The organism is Actinoplanes sp. CA-030573 (genome assembly GCF_050951115.1).
In the GTDB taxonomy this organism is placed as follows: domain Bacteria; phylum Actinomycetota; class Actinomycetes; order Mycobacteriales; family Micromonosporaceae; genus Actinoplanes.
On the sequence record NZ_CP192038.1, the window covers coordinates 8,723,319 to 8,738,974 of the forward strand.

The window sequence follows — 15,656 nt, forward strand, 5'->3', positions numbered from 1 at the left end:
CGCTAGGTGCCAATAATGAGCACGAGACGGGTCACGAAATGAAGCATGCCACTAACGGCCGCCGTGGGAAGCGTTGTTCCACCTTTCGAGACTATGGTCGGGGCGTGGTAGCCGACTCCCCATCCAACCGCCCCGCCGCCGCCCTTGACCGGACTGAAGGCCGCTACCTGCGGAATCTCGGTTTCTCCGCCACCTACAACTTCCGCGACGTCGGCGGCTACGAGGGTCTCGACGGCCGCCGCGTGCGCTGGCGCCAGCTCTTCCGCTCGGACGCGCTGCACCGGCTCGGCGAGGCCGACAACGAGGCGTTCGTACGGCTCGGCGTCCGTACCGTGATCGACCTGCGGCGGCCGCACGAGGTCGAGAAGTTCGGCCGGGTGCCGGAGCATTACGGCCTCGACTACCGCCATCTGGTGCTCGAGCACGTCGACTGGGAGGGGCTCGACCACCCCGAGGACGAGGTACGCGACCGGTGGCTCGCCGACCGCTACCTGAACTTCGCCGAGGACGGCCGCGCGGCGCTGCTGGCCTCGCTGCGGGTGATCGCCGACCCGGCCACCGCGCCGGTGATCGTGCACTGCATGGCGGGCAAGGACCGGACGGGCACGGTGTGCGCCCTGGCGCTGGCCCTGCTCGGCGTGTCCGACGAGGACATCGCCGCCGACTACGCCCTCACCACGGCGGCGATGCGCCCGCTGACCGAGTACCTGCTGAAGAAGAACCCCGAGGTCGTCAAGGGCAACGAACACATGTTCGACTCACCGCCGGCCGCGATGCTGATGTTCCTCGCCGACCTGCGCGCCCGGCACGGCTCGGTCGAGGACTACGTACGCGAGATCGGCCTCACCGACGCCGAGATCGCGTCCATGCGAGGCCACCTGCTCGGCTAGGCAACGCCCAGCAGCACGTTCTTGGCGGTCGCATAGGTCTCGGAGTAGGAGTTGAGGTCGGTGTAGAACGTGCCGCTCAGGAGCTGCTCGTTCACGCCCCACTCGATGCAGAACCGGTCCGCCTCGAGCTTCTGGCATCCGAGGCGGCCGGCGGGAGCGCCGGCCGGCATGGACGAGTGCACCTTCCCGCCGGGCACCTTGGAGCAGTCGCCGGGCACGCTGCCGCCCGGCGTGACCGAGTCGTTCATTGCTGCCTGCGTGTCCCACAGTTCGAAGACGCCTTTGCTGCACTTGGCGACCGCGCTGCGGCCGCTGCCGGGGGTGTCCTGCACGCAGGCCTGGTCGGGAGAGGGCGGCAGCATCGCGATGAGCGCCGAAAAGTCGCGCGCCGGCGAGGCATTGTTGTTGTTCGCGTGGTTGCCGTCGCCGGCTTGTCCGCGGTTGGCCAACCAGATCCCGGCCAGGCCGAGAGCGACGACCAAAACCATGACCCCGGCGATGAGTACGGTGCGACGCACGCGCCCAGGCCGATCCCCGACCGACCCCGGCGCCGGCTCTTCGGTCGCGGTCGCGGGCGCGGCCGCGGCAGGCGGATCCGTCGCGTCCGGACCATCCGCGTCGGGCACGGCGACGGGCGCGGGGGCCGGCTCGAGCGCCGCGCCGGGCGGGGCCGCGGATGCCGTGGCGGGCGCGGGCGCAGGGTCGGGCGGGGCCGCGGATGCCGCGTCGGGCGCGAGGGCGGGAGCCGCGGCTTCGTCGGGCGCGGGGGCCGGGTCGGGCTCGGCGACCGGAGCCGGCGCGGGCTCCGGGTGCAGGGCTTCGTTCGCGGCGAGGCTCACCTGGCGGCTGTCGTCGGACGCGAGTTGTTCGAGGGCGACCCGGGCGGCGGCCGCACGCGTCGGGTCCTCGCCGGCCGCGATGGGGGCCAGCTCGCGTACCGCCGCAAGCCGGACCGACGCGATCGGATGCCGCACCAGATCGATCAGCTCGGGTGGCAGAGCCGGCTCCGCCGGGAGCCGCAGATGCGGATTGCGCGCCACGATCAGCCCGCCGCGCAGCCCGAACTCCCACTTGCTCGGCGTCTGTTTCGGCGTCTGCTCGCGCACCCGGTCGTACACGTAGTCGTAGAGCTCGCCGAGCGTCACACGCCCGTCCCGGTCACGGTCGGCGTCGCCGGTGCGGATGCCCTCCACCAGGGCGCCCGTGAAGATCGACGGCGTGGTGGCGGCGCCGTCGGCGAGCTGGGCACCCTCGAACGCGTACTCCATCGCGGTGGACGCGGTGATCACCACGCGGCCTCGTCCCTCACCGAGCTGACGCTGGCGGAACTGGTCGCCCACGTCGACGCCGTCACCCGCCCGGTGCACGACGCCGCGCTCGAAGGCCCCGCCGTAGCAGCAGTCGAGGAGGAGCACCACGCGCTGGGCCCGGCTGCGCTGCATGACCCGGTTGATCCAGGCCGCCTCGACCGCGGTCGAGCCGAGCAGGTTGGGCCGGGTGTTGGTGGCGGCCAGGTAGAGCTCGCCGGCATCGTCCTTGAGCCCGTGACCGGAGAAGTGCAGCAGCACCAGATCGGAGGTGTTCCGGTCGGCCAGCCGGCTCTCGACGCTCTCGCGGATCTCCGACGAGGTCGGGTTGGCCAGCACCTGCACCTCGAAGCCGCCCAGCTCCGGATCCCCGAGCACGCCGGCCAGCGCGTCGGCGTCGGCCGCCGGCGCGGCGAGCCGGTGCAGCGCGGAATGGTCGTAGCGGTCGACCGCCACGATCAGGGCCAGTCGCCGGTCCGCCACGCGATGTTCGCCCCCTCGGCGCGTTTCACCGAGAGCATCCCGCCGTCGGGGACGGCTTGTCGTTCCCCCGGTCGGACATCTGTCACCAGATCATCCCGTCCGGGGGAACCGCGGAGTCAGAGGACGCGGTGCACCCAGCCGAACGGGTCCTCGGCCCGGCCGCGCTGAATGTCGACGAGCTCCTTGCGCAGGCCCATGGTGACCTCGCCGTCGCCGCCGTCGGCGATGGTGAACTCCTCGGTCGGCGACTTGACCGTGCCGATCGGGGTGATGACCGCGGCCGTGCCGCAGGCGAAGGCCTCGCGGATGCGGCCCGACGCCGCGCCGTCGCGCCACTCGTCCAGGCTGACCGGGCGCTCCTCGACGCGGCGACCGGCCCGGCCGGCCAGCTTGATAATCGAGTCGCGGGTGATGCCGGGCAGGATCGTACCGGTCAGCGGCGGGGTCACCAGGCTGCCGTCGTCGAGGACGAAGAAGACGTTCATGCCGCCCAGCTCGTCGATGTACTTGCGCTCGACCGCATCCAGGTAGACGACCTGGTCGCACCCGTTCTCGATGGCTTCGGCCTGGGCCGACAGGCCGGCCGCGTAGTTGCCGCCGCACTTGGCCGCGCCGGTGCCGCCGGGCGCCGCACGGGTGAAGTCGGGGCTGACCCAGACCGAGACCGGCTTCACGCCGCCCGAGAAGTAGGCGCCGACCGGAGACGCGATCACCAGGTACAGGTATTCGAGCGACGGGCGAACACCTAGGAAGACCTCACTCGCGTACGCGAAGGGCCGCAGATAGAGGCTGCCCTCCTCGCTCTGCGGGATCCAGTCCCGGTCGATCCGGATGATCTCGCGCAGCGACTGGAGGAACGTCGTCTGCGGCACCGCCGGCATCGCCATCCGCGCCGCCGAGTCGGCGAACCGGGCCGCGTTGGCGTCGGGGCGGAACATCGCGACGCCGCCGTCGGCCATCTTGTAGGCCTTCAGGCCCTCGAAGATCTCCTGCGCGTAGTGCAGCACGGCCGACGCCGGGTCGATCGAGATCGGGGCGCGGGCCTCCACCCGGGCGTCGTACCAGCCCTTGCCGTCGGCGTAGCGCACCGTGACCATGTGGTCGGTGAAGATCCGGCCGAAACCGGGGTTGGCCAGCAGCGCGTCGCGCTCGCCGGACGACACCGGCGCCGGGTTCGGACGGATCTCGAAGTCGAGGTTGTCACCACCACTCATGGCGAATAGACCTGCCTATCTGAAAAAGAATGAGGGCACGCGTCAGCCGCAGTGCCACGAAGATACCCCGAACGGCCGTTAAGACAACGGGGGTGAAGTGACCCGACAGTAGGGTCAGAGCGCGGCGGCGACCCGGTCGCCGACCTCGGCGGTGCGCAGCGAGGCGCCCGCGGCGCGGGAGGCGACCTCGGCGGCGACCGCGTCGGATACTCGCCGGGCCTCGTCGTGGTGGCCGAGGTGCTCGAGCAGCAGCGACGCCGAGAGGATGGCGGCCGCCGGGTCGGCGATGCCCTTGCCCGCGATGTCGGGCGCGGAGCCGTGCACCGGCTCGAAGGTCGACGGGAACTTGCGCTCCGGGTTGACGGAGCCGCTGGCCGCCATGCCGATGCCGCCGGTCACGGCCGCGGCGATGTCGGTGATGATGTCACCGAAGAGGTTGTCGGTCACGATCACGTCGTACCGCTGCGGGTTGCTGACCATGAACATGCTGGCCGCGTCGACGTGCTGGTATTCCGTGGTGACCTCGGGGAACTCGGCGGCGACGGCGGCGAACGTGCGCGCCCAGAGGCTGCCGGCCTTGGTCAGGACGTTGGTCTTGTGCACCAGGGTGAGGTGGCGGCGCTCGCGGCGCTGGGCCCGGGCGAACGCGTCCCGGACGACCCGCTCGACGCCGTGCCGGGTGTTGAGGCTCTCCTCGGTGGCGATCTCGGCGGGGGTGTCCCGGTGCAGGACGCCGCCGGCGCCGACGTAGAGGCCCTCGGTGCCCTCGCGGACCACGACCATGTCGATCTCGCCGGGCTTCACGCCGGCCAGCGGGCTGACGGTGCCGGGCCAGAGCTTGGAGGGGCGGAGGTTCACGTACTGGTCGAAGTCGAACCGCAGCTTGAGCAGCAGGCCGCGCTCGAGGACGCCGGGCGGCACGCTCGGGTCGCCGATCGCGCCGAGCAGGATGGCGTCGTGGCCGGCCAGCTCGTCCTCCACCGACTGGGGCAGGACCTCGCCGGTGCGGTTGTAGAAGCGGGCGCCCAGGTCGTAGTCCTGGAACTCGGCGCCGGGCAGCACGGCCTCGATCACCTTTCGCGCCTGGGCGGTCACCTCGGTCCCGATGCCGTCGCCGGCCACCACCGCGATCCGCGCCACGCTCACGTCAAGCTCCCCACAACACACGATGAAAGACTCGACCAGGCTAGCTCCGCGTCCCGATCTTCGGTAAGGCGGTCCCACGAAGTGAACATACGAAGAGCCCCCGCACCGCGGCAAACGGTGCGGGGGCTCTTGCGACGAGTACGCGTGGCTCGGTCCCGCCGATACAAATGCCACCGGCGTGCACCGGCGGACGCATCACCCGAAGACGAGCCCACCGGTGGGTCGTATGGCACGGACAACGCTAGCGATGCGGACTAATGACGCGCAAGACGCATCCCCCGCGTGTCGGCCGCGGCCTTCGCGCGCGCCGCGCCCGGTGATGGCACCATGCGCCGGTGAGTTTCGACCTAGTGGTGTGGGCGATGGACAAGACGGACCCGCCGGACGCGGTGCGGGCCGCCAACGCGCGATGTGCGCGCGGAGAGCACCCGCAGCGCCCGGCCGACCCCCGCGTCGTCGCCTTCTACGATGCCCTGACCAGCGACTATCCCGATCGCGGCCCGCGCGCCTCGGCGCCCGGCTCGCCGTGGGCGCACGCGCCGCTGCACGCCGCGGCCGACCACATCGAGATGCGGCTGGACGAGGCGTGCCCGGACGTGGTGCTCGAGACGATCGAGCGGCTGGCCGGCGAGCTGAACCTGGACCTGCTCGACCTGCAGGACGGCACGGTCTACCCGCCGCCGGCCCGGGTGCGTTAGAGGGCCCGGAGGTCGACCAGGCTGCCCCGGGAGGAGCCGATCGCCTCCGCGACCGCGGCCAGCAGCTCGGCGTCGATCGAGGAATCCAGGGTCAACGTCATCAGCGCCTCGCCGCCGGCCTCCCGCCGGGCCACCTGCATGGCCGCGATGTTCACCCCGGACTCGCCGAGCAGCGTGCCGATCGCGCCGATCACGCCGGGCCGGTCCGCGTACCGGAAGAAGAGCAGCACCCCGTCGGCGTTGAGGTCGAGGTCGAAGCCGTCGAGGCCGGTCAGCTTGCTGATCTCGCGGGTGCCGGTCACGGTGAGGGTGCCGGCCACGGTCACCGTCCGGCCGTCGGGCAGCGCGCCGCGTACGGTGACCAGGTTTTGATGGTCGCAGGGCTCGTCGCTCACCGCGAGCTCGACGTCGACGCCGCGGTCGGCCGCGAGCTGCGGGGCGTTCACGTACGTGACCCGCTCGTCCACCACCGACGCGAAGAGCCCCTTGGTCGCCGCCAGCTTGAGCACGCCGACGTCGTGCGAGACGATCTCGCCCCGCACCTCGACCGTCACGCTCGCGGCGACGCCGCCGGCCACCGCGGTGAACACCCGGCCCAGCTTCTCGGCCAGCGACAGCAGCGGGCGTACGTCCTCGTCCACCACCCCACCGGCCTGCACGTTCACCGCGTCCGGCACGAACTCGCCCTGCAGCGCCAGCTTGACGCTGCGGGCCACCGCGAGGCCCGCCTTGTCCTGCGCCTCCGCCGTCGAGGCGCCCAGATGGGGCGTGACCACCACGTTCTCGAAGGAGAACAGCGGCGAGTCGGTGGTCGGCTCGGTGACGAAGACGTCGAGCCCGGCGCCGGCCACCCGCCCCTCGGCCAGCGCGACCGCCAGCGCCTGCTCGTCGATGAGCCCGCCGCGGGCCGCGTTCACGATTCGCACGCCCGGCTTGACCAGCGCCAGCTCCTTCTCGCCGATCAGACCGAACGTCTCGGGCGTACGCGGAAGGTGCACCGAGATGAAGTCGCTCTCCCGCAGCAGCTCCTCGAGCCCGACCAGGCGCACGCCGAGCTGGGCCGCCCGGGCCGGCTGGATGTACGGGTCGTAGGCGATCAGCCGGGTGCCGAACGACGCCATCCGCTGCGCGAACAGCACCCCGATCCGGCCCAGCCCGACCACGCCGACCGTCTTGCCCTGCACCTCGACGCCGGTGTAGCGCGACCGTTTCCACTGGCCGGCCTTGAGCGACGTGCTGGCGCTGGCGGTGTGCCGGGCGACCGCGAGCAACAGCGCGATCGCCTGCTCGGCGGCCGACACGATGTTGCTGGTCGGCGCGTTGACCACCATGACGCCGCGGGCGGTGGCGGCCGGGACGTCGACGTTGTCGAGACCGACGCCGGCCCGCGCGATCACCTTGAGCGTCGGCGCGGCCGCGACGACCTCGGCGTCGACCCGGGTGGCGCTGCGCACGATCAGCGCGTCGGCCTCGGCGACCTCGGCGAGCAGGGCGGCGCGATCGGTGCCGTCGACGTGGCGTACGTCGAAGTCATAGGCGAGCACATCGATGGCGGACGGGGCGAGTTCCTCGGCGATCAGAACGACGGGAGTCAATCTGCCTCCATCCGGGTCGCGGCACTTCGTATGTTCTCGCCGACTCCCGCCGTCGCGTCACTTGTTTGTGATCGGCGTCACAGTTACGAAACAAACGGCGCCCGGTCCCCATGGTGGGAACCGGGCGCCGTCGGGTCGTAGGTCAGGCCGTCTCGGTGATCGGGCGGTCGACCCAGCTCATCATGCCGCGCAGCTTGCGGCCGGTGACCTCGATCGGGTGGTTGGCGCCCTGCTCGCGGTACTTGGTGAGCAGCGGGCGGCCGTTGTCGTCGTCCTCGATCAGCTGGCGGGTGAACTCGCCGGACTGGATGTCGGCGAGGATCCGCTTCATCTCGGCCTTGGTCTCCGCGTTGATCACCCGCGGGCCGCTGACGTAGTCGCCGAACTCGGCCGTGTCCGAGACGCTGTAGCGCATCCGGGAGATGCCGCCCTCGTACATCAGGTCGACGATCAGCTTGAGCTCGTGCAGGCACTCGAAGTACGCGATCTCGGGCGCGTAGCCGGCCTCGGTCAGCACCTCGAAGCCGGTCTGCACCAGCGCCGCCGTGCCGCCGCAGAGCACGGCCTGCTCGCCGAAGAGGTCGGTCTCCGTCTCCTCCTTGAAGGTGGTCTTGATGACGCCGGCCCGGGAGCCGCCGATCGCCTTCGCGTAGGAGAGCGCGAGCGCGAGGCCCTCGCCGGTCGGGTCCTGCTCGACGGCGACCAGGCAGGGCACGCCCTTGCCGTCGACGTACTGGCGGCGCACCAGGTGGCCGGGGCCCTTGGGGGCGACCATCGCCACGGTCACGTCGGCCGGCGGCTGGATGAGCTCGAACCGGATGTTGAGGCCGTGGCCGAAGAACAGGGCCTTGCCGGCGCTCAGGTTGGGGGCGATCGACTCGGCGTAGATCTTGCGCTGCGCGGTGTCCGGCGCGAGCACCATGATCACGTCGGCCCAGGCCGACGCCTCGGCCGGGGTCTTGACCTCGAGGCCCTGCTCCTCGGCCTTCGCCCGGCTCTTCGAGCCCTCCTGCAGGCCGACGACCACCTCGACGCCCGAATCACGCAGCGACAGCGAGTGGGCGTGGCCCTGGCTGCCGTAGCCGATCACGGCGACCTTCTTGCCCTGGATGATCGACAGGTCGGCGTCGTCGTCGTAGAAAACTTCCGCGGTCATTGCTTACCCTTCAGGCTTTGTTGAAGCGGGCTTTGTTCAGGCGGCGCGGAGCGCCGGGCCGGTCGTGATGGAGCGGGACCCGCGGCCGATGGCCACCAGGCCCGACTGCACCATCTCCTTGATGCCGTACGGCTCGAGGTCGCGCAGCAGCGCATCCAGTTTGTCGGGGTTGCCCGTCGCCTCGATCGTGAGGGTGTCCGGGGCGACGTCGATCACCTTCGCCCGGAACAACTCCACCGTCTCGAGGACCTGGCTTCGCTGCGCACGGTCGGCGCGCACCTTGACCAGCAGGAGCTCGCGCTGGACCGACTGCTGCGGGTCCAGCTCGACGATCTTCAGCACGTTCACCAGCTTGTTGAGCTGCTTGGTCACCTGCTCCAGGGGTGAGGAGTCGGCGTTGACCACGATCGTGATGCGGGAGACGTCCGGGTTCTCCGTCTCGCCCACCGCCAGCGAGTCGATGTTGAAGCTGCGCCGGGAGAAGAGCCCACTCACCCGGGCCAGCACGCCGGGCTTGTTCTCGACCAGCACGGAAAGCGTGTGCTTGTTCATCAGAGGTCGTCCTCGTCGAAGTTGGGACGCACGTCCCGGGCGAACATGATCTCGTCGTTGCTGGTGCCGGCCGCGACCATGGGCCAGACCATGGCGTCCTTGCCGACCGTGAAGTCGATGACGACCGGGGCGTCGTTGATCTCCATGGCCTGCTGGATGATCTTGTCGACGTCGGCCTTCGACTCGCAGCGCAGCCCGACGCAGCCGAGCGCCTCGGCCAGCTTCACGAAGTCGGGGATGCGGTGCTTGTGGGTGCCCAGCTCGGTGTTGGAGTAGCGGCCGTCGTAGAACAGCGTCTGCCACTGCCGGACCATGCCGAGGTTGCCGTTGTTGATGACGGCGATCTTCACCGGGATGCCCTCGAGCGCGCAGGTGGCGAGCTCCTGGTTGGTCATCTGGAAGCAGCCGTCGCCGTCGATCGCCCAGACCACCGTGTCCGGCTTGCCGACCTTGGCGCCCATCGCGGCCGGGACGGCGTAGCCCATGGTGCCGGCGCCGCCCGAGTTCAGCCAGGTGCCCGGCTTCTCGTACTTGATGAACTGCGAGGCCCACATCTGGTGCTGCCCGACGCCGGCCACGTAGATCGCCTCCGGGCCGACCAGCTCGCCGATCCGCTCGATCACGTACTGCGGGGCGAGCGAGCCGTCGGTCGGCTCCTCGTAGCCCAGCGGGTAGCGCTCGCGCAGCTCGTTCAGCTGGGACCACCACGTCTCGTACTGGGAGGCACCGCCGGCCGTGGCCGAGACCGCCGCGATCAGCTCGTCGATCACGTGCCGGGCGTCGCCGACGATCGGGACGTCCGCGTGCCGGTTCTTGCCGATCTCGGCCGGGTCGATGTCGGCGTGCACCACCTTGGCGTCCGGCGCGAACGAGTCGAGCTTGCCGGTCACCCGGTCGTCGAAGCGCGCGCCCAGGGTGATCAGCAGGTCCGACTTCTGCAGCGCGTAGACCGCCGGGACCGTGCCGTGCATGCCGGGCATGCCCAGGTGCTGCGGATGCGAGTCGGGGAAGGCGCCGAGCGCCATCAGCGTGGTGACGACCGGGATGCCGGTCAGCTCGGCCAGCTTGCGTAGCCCGTCGGTGGCGCCGGCCTTGAGCACGCCGCCGCCGACGTAGAGCACCGGGCGCCGGGCCGCCGCGATCAGCCGGGCCGCCTCGCGGATCTGCTTGCCGTGCGGGTGCAGCGTGGGCCGGTAGCCGGGCAGGTCGAGCTGCGGCGGCCAGGAGAACGTGGTCTGCGCCTGCAGCACGTCCTTGGGGATGTCGACCAGCACCGGGCCGGGCCGGCCGGTCAGCGCCAGGTGGAACGCCTCGGCCAGGATCCGGGGCAGCTCCTCGGCGTTCTGGACCAGGAAGTTGTGCTTGGTGATCGGCAGCGTGATGCCCTGGATGTCCGCCTCCTGGAAGGCGTCCGTGCCGATCGCGGGCCGGGCCACCTGGCCGGTGATCGCGACGATCGGCACCGAGTCCATGTAGGCGTCGGCGATCGGGGTCACCAGGTTGGTCGCGCCCGGGCCGCTGGTCGCGATGCAGACGCCGACCTTGCCGGTGGCCTGGGCGTAGCCGGTGGCGGCGTGCCCCGCGCCCTGCTCGTGGCGGACCAGGATGTGCCGCACCTTGGAGTCGTAGAGCGGGTCGTACGCCGGCAGGATCGCGCCGCCCGGGATGCCGAACGCGACCTCGACCCCGAGCGCCTCGAGCGACCGAACGAGAGCGCCGGCGCCGGAGGTCGGCACCGGGGACGCTACGGCCGATGCGGCGCCGGCGGCCGCCGCGACAGTGGCCGGATTGGCTCGGTTGGCGAGGGTCTCGGGAGTGGGTCTCGTCATGGCTATCGAACCTTCTCGGGATGGTCGTCCGTGGTACTTGCCGTTACTTGCGCAACAAAAAAGGCCCTCGTGCCGTAAGCACGGGACCTAGCGCACTCCCCAACGATCTGGGAGTGCGCTCACATAAGTACTCGGGACGCGAAGCACATGCGCCTAAGGTTGCCCCATCTCACTCGGCGAGTCAACTGATCCCACATTTTGATCACCAGGCGTTGACCCGAACGCGGGATCGCTCGGCAAAATCGCCCTGAGCTGCTTCATTCCCGGTCCGAGCGAGACCACCTGACTGCGCGGTACGCCGCTCTTCGGCGGGTCGTTGCGCGGCGCCGGCAGCGCCCGGGGCGTCCCGGTCCGGAGGCTGGACAGCTGCGCCTCGAGGTGCTCGGCCGGCACGCCCCAGCCGAAGAGCGAGCCCTGCCCGAGCCGGCAGCCCGCCTCCTCGACCGCGGCCCGCTGCGCCGGCGTGCCGATGCCCTCGGCGAGCACCTCGAGCCCGAGCCGGTGCCCCAGCCGCACCACCACGTCGACCAGCGGCGCGGCCTCGCCGGTGCGGGACTCCGGCTCGGCGACCAGCGCGTGGTCGATCTTGAGGATGTCGACCGGCAGCGTGCGCAGCTGGCCCAGCGACGAGTACCCGGCGCCGAAGTCGTCGAGCGCGATCCGGACCCCGGTCGCGCGCAGCTCGGCCAGGCGGCTGACCAGCTCCTCCATGTCGGTCGCGACGGCGTGCTCGGTGACCTCCAGGACCAGGCGCTGCGGCGGCACCCCGTGCTCGGCCAGCACGTCGGCGACCTGGCCCGCGTAGTCGGCCGCGTGCAGCTCCTTGGGCGACAGGTTGACCGAGACCCACACGTCGTGCCCCTTGGCCAGCCAGTCGGCGAGCTGCTTGCAGGCCTGGCCGAGCACCCACGAGCCGATCCGGTTGATCAGGCCGGACTCCTCGGCCACCGGGATGAACTCGTCCGGCCGGACCGCGCCGAGCGTCGGGTGGTGCCAGCGCAGCAGGGCCTCGGCGCCGACCGGCCGCATCGAGGGCAGCGCCACCACCGGCTGGAACACCAGGCGGAACTCCTCGCGGTCGATCGCGTGCCGCAGCTCGCTCTCCAGCGTGCCCCGCCGGCGCAGCAGCTCGTCGTAGCGCGCCTGGTAGCGCTCGACCCGGTTCTTCCCGCGCTGCTTGGCGTAGCGCAGGGCCAGGTCGGCGTCGCGGATCAGCTCGGCGGTGTCGGCCACGCCGAGGCTGGCGGAGAGAAAGACCGAGACCCCACCGACGTCGTACGGCTCACCCAGCACCGCCAGGAGCCGGTGGGCGGTGAGCATCGCCTCGTCGGCCGTGCCGTGCATGAGCAGCGCGAACTCGTCACCGCCGAGCCGGGCGGCGACGTCGCCCGCGAGCAGGTTGCGCCGCAGCCGCTCGCCCACCTGGACCAGCACCGCGTCGCCGACCTCGTGCCCGCGCATGTCGTTGACCGTCTTGAAGCCGTCGAGGTCGATGCCGACCAGCACCAGCGGCTCGTCGGGGCACTGGCACTGCTGCAGCGCCTGCTGCAGGCCGCGCCGGTTGGCCAGCCCGGTGAGCGGGTCGGTGTGCGCGAGCTCGCGGAAGTGCGCCTCGCTCTGCCGCAGCCGGAGCGTGTAGCGCCGGACGTCGCGCAGGGCCAGCCACTGGCGCGCGACCAGCGCCGCGCCCTCGACACTGGCGCCGAGGAACGCGTAGAGGCCGAAGGTGCCGCCGCGGGAGAGGTGGAAGCCGAGCGCGGTGACCATCGCGACCATCGGGATCACGGCGTACGCCGTGCCCCGCTCACTGACGTCGCCGACCACCTCGACCGGCTGGTCGGCCGACCGCACCGCGTAGGCGATCAGGAACAGCCCGGCCGGCAGCAGCAGCGAGCCGGTCAGCACCCAGGCGTCGCGGCCCTGGCAGATGCCGCCGCCGATGGCGACCGCGGCCGCCGCCACCAGGGTCACGCCGGCGGCGACCCGGACGGTGGTCAGCCGGGGCCGGTGCGCATGCAGCGCGAGGACGATGGTGAGCCCGAGCGAGATCGAGAACAGCCCCGTCGGTATCAGCAGGGACGGGCAGGCCATCGGGGTGGCGTCGCCGAGGATGCTGGTCGGCTCGGTGAGCAGCACCCAGCCGACGAACCAGATGGCGGCCGCGATCACCAGGCCGTCGAGCAGGTGCCGCACGGCCGCGCCCGGGCTCTCGGCCGCGCCCGGCAGCAGCGCGGTGCCGACCAGCAGGGCCAGCGTGCCGAGCGCGGTGCCGATGCCGACGGCCGAGCCCAGGCCGATGCGTGGCGGCGGCGCGTCGTTGAGCAGGGCGCTCAGCGTGCCGGCCAGCGCCGCCGCGGTCGCCACCGCGCCGCCGAGGGCCAGGATGAGGTGCGCCCGGCGGGCCGCGCCGGTGTGCCGCCGGCCCGAGTTGCCCAACACTGCGACGGCCGGGACGGAGACCAGAAGGCCCACGACCCCGGCCAGCTCCACGCCGGACGGTGATTGCACGGGAACACTGTGCCGGATCTCGATGCGTTTCGGGAGACCTGAGCGACCCTCGAATCCCGGCTTGTGGACGTCACTGGCGAGCGCCCCTTACCGCGGTGGCACTATGAGGGGATGCCTGACCTGCGCTCCCGGACCTCGACCCACGGTCGGACCATGGCCGGCGCGCGTGCTTTGTGGCGCGCCACCGGGATGACCGACGACGACTTCGGCAAGCCCATCGTGGCGATTGCCAACAGCTACACCCAGTTCGTACCGGGGCATGTGCACCTCAAGGACCTCGGCGGCATCGTCGCCGACGCGGTGGCCGCGGCCGGCGGGGTCGGGCGCGAGTTCAACACCATCGCGGTCGACGACGGCATCGCCATGGGCCACGGCGGCATGCTCTACTCCCTGCCCAGCCGCGAGCTGATCGCCGACGCGGTGGAGTACATGGTGAACGCGCACTGCGCCGACGCCCTGGTCTGCATCTCGAACTGCGACAAGATCACACCAGGCATGCTGATCGCCGCCCTGCGGCTCAACATCCCGACGGTCTTCGTCTCCGGCGGCCCGATGGAGGCCGGCAAGACGGTCGCCATCGAGGGCGTCGTGCACGAGAAGCTCGACCTGATCGACGCGATGAGCGCCTCGGCCAACGAGAACGTGACCGACGAGCAGCTCGGCACGATCGAGCGCTCGGCCTGCCCGACCTGCGGCTCGTGCTCCGGCATGTTCACGGCGAACTCGATGAACTGCCTGACCGAGGCGATCGGCCTGGCCCTGCCCGGCAACGGCTCGACGTTGGCCACGCACGCCTCCCGCCGCGCGCTGTTCGAGAAGGCCGGCGAGCTGATCGTGCAGATCGCCAAGGAGTACTACGAGAACGACGACGAGTCGGTGCTGCCCCGCTCGATCGCCAGCCGGTCCGCCTTCGAGAACGCGGTGGCCCTCGACGTGGCCATGGGCGGCTCGACCAACACGGTGCTGCACCTGCTGGCCGCCGCCCGCGAGGCCGAGCTCGACTTCTCGGTCGCCGACATCGACGCGATCTCGCGCCGGGTGCCGTGCCTGTCCAAGGTCGCCCCGAACTCGGTGAAGTACCACATGGAGGACGTCCACCGAGCCGGCGGCATCCCCGCGCTGCTCGGCGAGCTGCACCGCGGCGGCGCCCTGCGCGACGACGTCCGGTCGGTGCACGCGCCTTCACTCTCTGCCTGGTTGGACAAGTGGGACATTCGGGGCGAATCTCCCTCATCGGAAGCGCTCGAGCTGTTCCACGCCGCACCCGGTGGTGTCCGCACGACCCAGCCGTTCAGCACGTCGAACCGCTGGGCGACGCTGGACACCGACGCCGAGAACGGCTGCATCCGGTCGGTCGATCACGCGTACACGGTCGACGGGGGTCTCGCGATCCTCTTCGGCAACCTCGCGCCCGACGGCTGCGTGGTGAAGACGGCGGGCGTGGACGAGTCGCTGTGGAAGTTCACCGGCCCGGCCCGCGTCTTCGAGTCCCAGGACGCGGCGGTCGAGGGCATCCTCGGCAAGCAGGTCGTCGAGGGCGACGTCGTGGTGATCCGCTACGAGGGCCCGCGCGGCGGCCCCGGCATGCAGGAGATGCTCTACCCCACGAGCTTCCTGAAGGGCCGCGGCCTCGGCAAAGCCTGCGCGCTGATCACCGACGGCCGCTTCTCCGGCGGCACGAGCGGCCTCTCGATCGGCCACATCTCCCCCGAGGCGGCGGCCGGCGGCCTGATCGCCCTGGTCGAGACCGGCGACGAGATCACCATCGACATCCCCGGCCGCAGCATCACGCTCAACGTCGACGACGAGACGCTGGCCCAGCGCCGCCACGAGCAGGAGCGGCGGCCGAAGCCGTACACGCCGCTCGACCGCACCCGCCCGGTGTCGGCCGCGTTGCGCGCCTACGCCTCGATGGCCACGAGCGCCAGCGACGGCGCGTACCGCCGGGTCCCCGAGTAGGAGACCTTTGCTCTGCTTACCGATACGCGCCGAGCACTGCCGCGCGTATCGGTAAGCAGAGCGACGCTCGCCCTGCCCGACTTGCGCCGCCGTCCGGCTTAGCGCCCGCCTTGCCTTGCCGCCCGCCTTGCCTTGCCGCCCCACCCGGTCACTGGGTGGGGCGACACTAGCGGCCCGATACGACAATTTCGGGCCGCTATCCACAGCTCGATCGCCGCCGCCTGCACCACTCCGCGGGGCCTCCGTCCATCGCGCGGCCGCCAACCCCGTGCGGCCCGTGGAGGTTGATGACCTGAGGCAACCCTGCGCGCCGCAAGTC

11 protein-coding genes are annotated in these 15,656 nt (G+C 71.3%); 3 read left to right on the forward strand and 8 right to left on the reverse strand.

Annotated features, from left to right (window positions below):
* Nucleotides 1-104 precede the first annotated feature (104 nt).
* Entirely contained in the window at nt 105-890 is a 786-nt protein-coding gene (locus tag ACQP2F_RS40280) for a tyrosine-protein phosphatase (protein ID WP_433297164.1), read from the forward strand.
* Here ACQP2F_RS40280 and ACQP2F_RS40285 read toward each other — a convergent pair.
* The 3 genes from ACQP2F_RS40285 to ACQP2F_RS40295 form a co-directional block, all read right to left on the reverse strand.
* Nucleotides 887-2,680: a caspase family protein gene (locus ACQP2F_RS40285; protein WP_433297166.1), complete on the reverse strand. Its 1,794-nt coding sequence runs from the start codon at nt 2,678-2,680 to the stop codon at nt 887-889. The genes ACQP2F_RS40280 and ACQP2F_RS40285 overlap by 4 nt on opposite strands.
* 116 nt (nt 2,681-2,796) lie before the next feature.
* Nucleotides 2,797-3,894 (reverse strand): branched-chain amino acid aminotransferase, encoded by a 1,098-nt coding sequence (locus ACQP2F_RS40290; protein WP_433297168.1) that lies wholly within the window; start codon nt 3,892-3,894, stop codon nt 2,797-2,799.
* Between the two features lie 114 nt (nt 3,895-4,008).
* Nucleotides 4,009-5,034, reverse strand: a complete 1,026-nt coding sequence (locus ACQP2F_RS40295; protein ID WP_433307800.1) for a 3-isopropylmalate dehydrogenase — start codon at nt 5,032-5,034, stop codon at nt 4,009-4,011.
* Between the two features lie 368 nt (nt 5,035-5,402).
* Between ACQP2F_RS40295 and ACQP2F_RS40300 the strand changes: the two genes are divergently transcribed.
* Nucleotides 5,403-5,738 carry a hypothetical protein gene (locus ACQP2F_RS40300; protein WP_433307802.1) on the forward strand — a complete coding sequence of 112 codons (336 nt, stop codon included), beginning with the start codon at nt 5,403-5,405 and terminating at the stop codon, nt 5,736-5,738.
* On the opposite strand, the gene serA is transcribed toward ACQP2F_RS40300, so the two are convergent.
* The 5 genes from serA to ACQP2F_RS40325 form a co-directional block, all read right to left on the reverse strand.
* Nucleotides 5,735-7,333 (reverse strand): phosphoglycerate dehydrogenase, encoded by a 1,599-nt coding sequence (gene serA / locus ACQP2F_RS40305; RefSeq protein WP_433297171.1) that lies wholly within the window; start codon nt 7,331-7,333, stop codon nt 5,735-5,737. The two genes, ACQP2F_RS40300 and serA, sit on opposite strands and share 4 nt — an antisense overlap.
* A gap of 142 nt (nt 7,334-7,475) precedes the next feature.
* Nucleotides 7,476-8,489 (reverse strand): ketol-acid reductoisomerase, encoded by a 1,014-nt coding sequence (gene ilvC / locus ACQP2F_RS40310; protein ID WP_433297173.1) that lies wholly within the window; start codon nt 8,487-8,489, stop codon nt 7,476-7,478.
* A 36-nt stretch (nt 8,490-8,525) separates the two neighbouring features.
* On the reverse strand, nt 8,526-9,041 hold the full coding sequence (gene ilvN, locus ACQP2F_RS40315) for an acetolactate synthase small subunit (protein ID WP_030436185.1): 516 nt from the start codon (nt 9,039-9,041) through the stop codon (nt 8,526-8,528).
* Nucleotides 9,041-10,870, reverse strand: coding sequence for an acetolactate synthase large subunit (locus ACQP2F_RS40320; protein WP_433297176.1), 1,830 nt, complete (start codon nt 10,868-10,870; stop codon nt 9,041-9,043). Before ACQP2F_RS40320 ends, ilvN begins: the two co-directional genes overlap by 1 nt.
* Nucleotides 10,871-11,023: 153 nt before the next feature.
* Nucleotides 11,024-13,378, reverse strand: coding sequence for a putative bifunctional diguanylate cyclase/phosphodiesterase (locus tag ACQP2F_RS40325; RefSeq protein WP_433297178.1), 2,355 nt, complete (start codon nt 13,376-13,378; stop codon nt 11,024-11,026).
* A 111-nt stretch (nt 13,379-13,489) separates the two neighbouring features.
* Between ACQP2F_RS40325 and ilvD the strand changes: the two genes are divergently transcribed.
* Complete coding sequence (gene ilvD / locus ACQP2F_RS40330; RefSeq protein ID WP_433297180.1) at nt 13,490-15,337, forward strand: dihydroxy-acid dehydratase; 1,848 nt, start codon at nt 13,490-13,492, stop codon at nt 15,335-15,337.
* The last annotated feature ends 319 nt before the right edge of the window (nt 15,338-15,656 follow it).

Coding starts and splice junctions, on each gene's coding strand:
- ACQP2F_RS40320 (WP_433297176.1), bottom strand. CDS start 10,870: ATGACGAGACCCACTCCCGAGACCCTCGCCAACCGAGCCAATCCGGCC.
- ACQP2F_RS40300 (WP_433307802.1), top strand. CDS start 5,403: ATGGACAAGACGGACCCGCCGGACGCGGTGCGGGCCGCCAACGCGCGA.
- ACQP2F_RS40290 (WP_433297168.1), bottom strand. CDS start 3,894: ATGAGTGGTGGTGACAACCTCGACTTCGAGATCCGTCCGAACCCGGCG.
- ilvD (WP_433297180.1), top strand. CDS start 13,490: ATGCCTGACCTGCGCTCCCGGACCTCGACCCACGGTCGGACCATGGCC.
- ilvC (WP_433297173.1), bottom strand. CDS start 8,489: ATGACCGCGGAAGTTTTCTACGACGACGACGCCGACCTGTCGATCATC.
- ilvN (WP_030436185.1), bottom strand. CDS start 9,041: ATGAACAAGCACACGCTTTCCGTGCTGGTCGAGAACAAGCCCGGCGTG.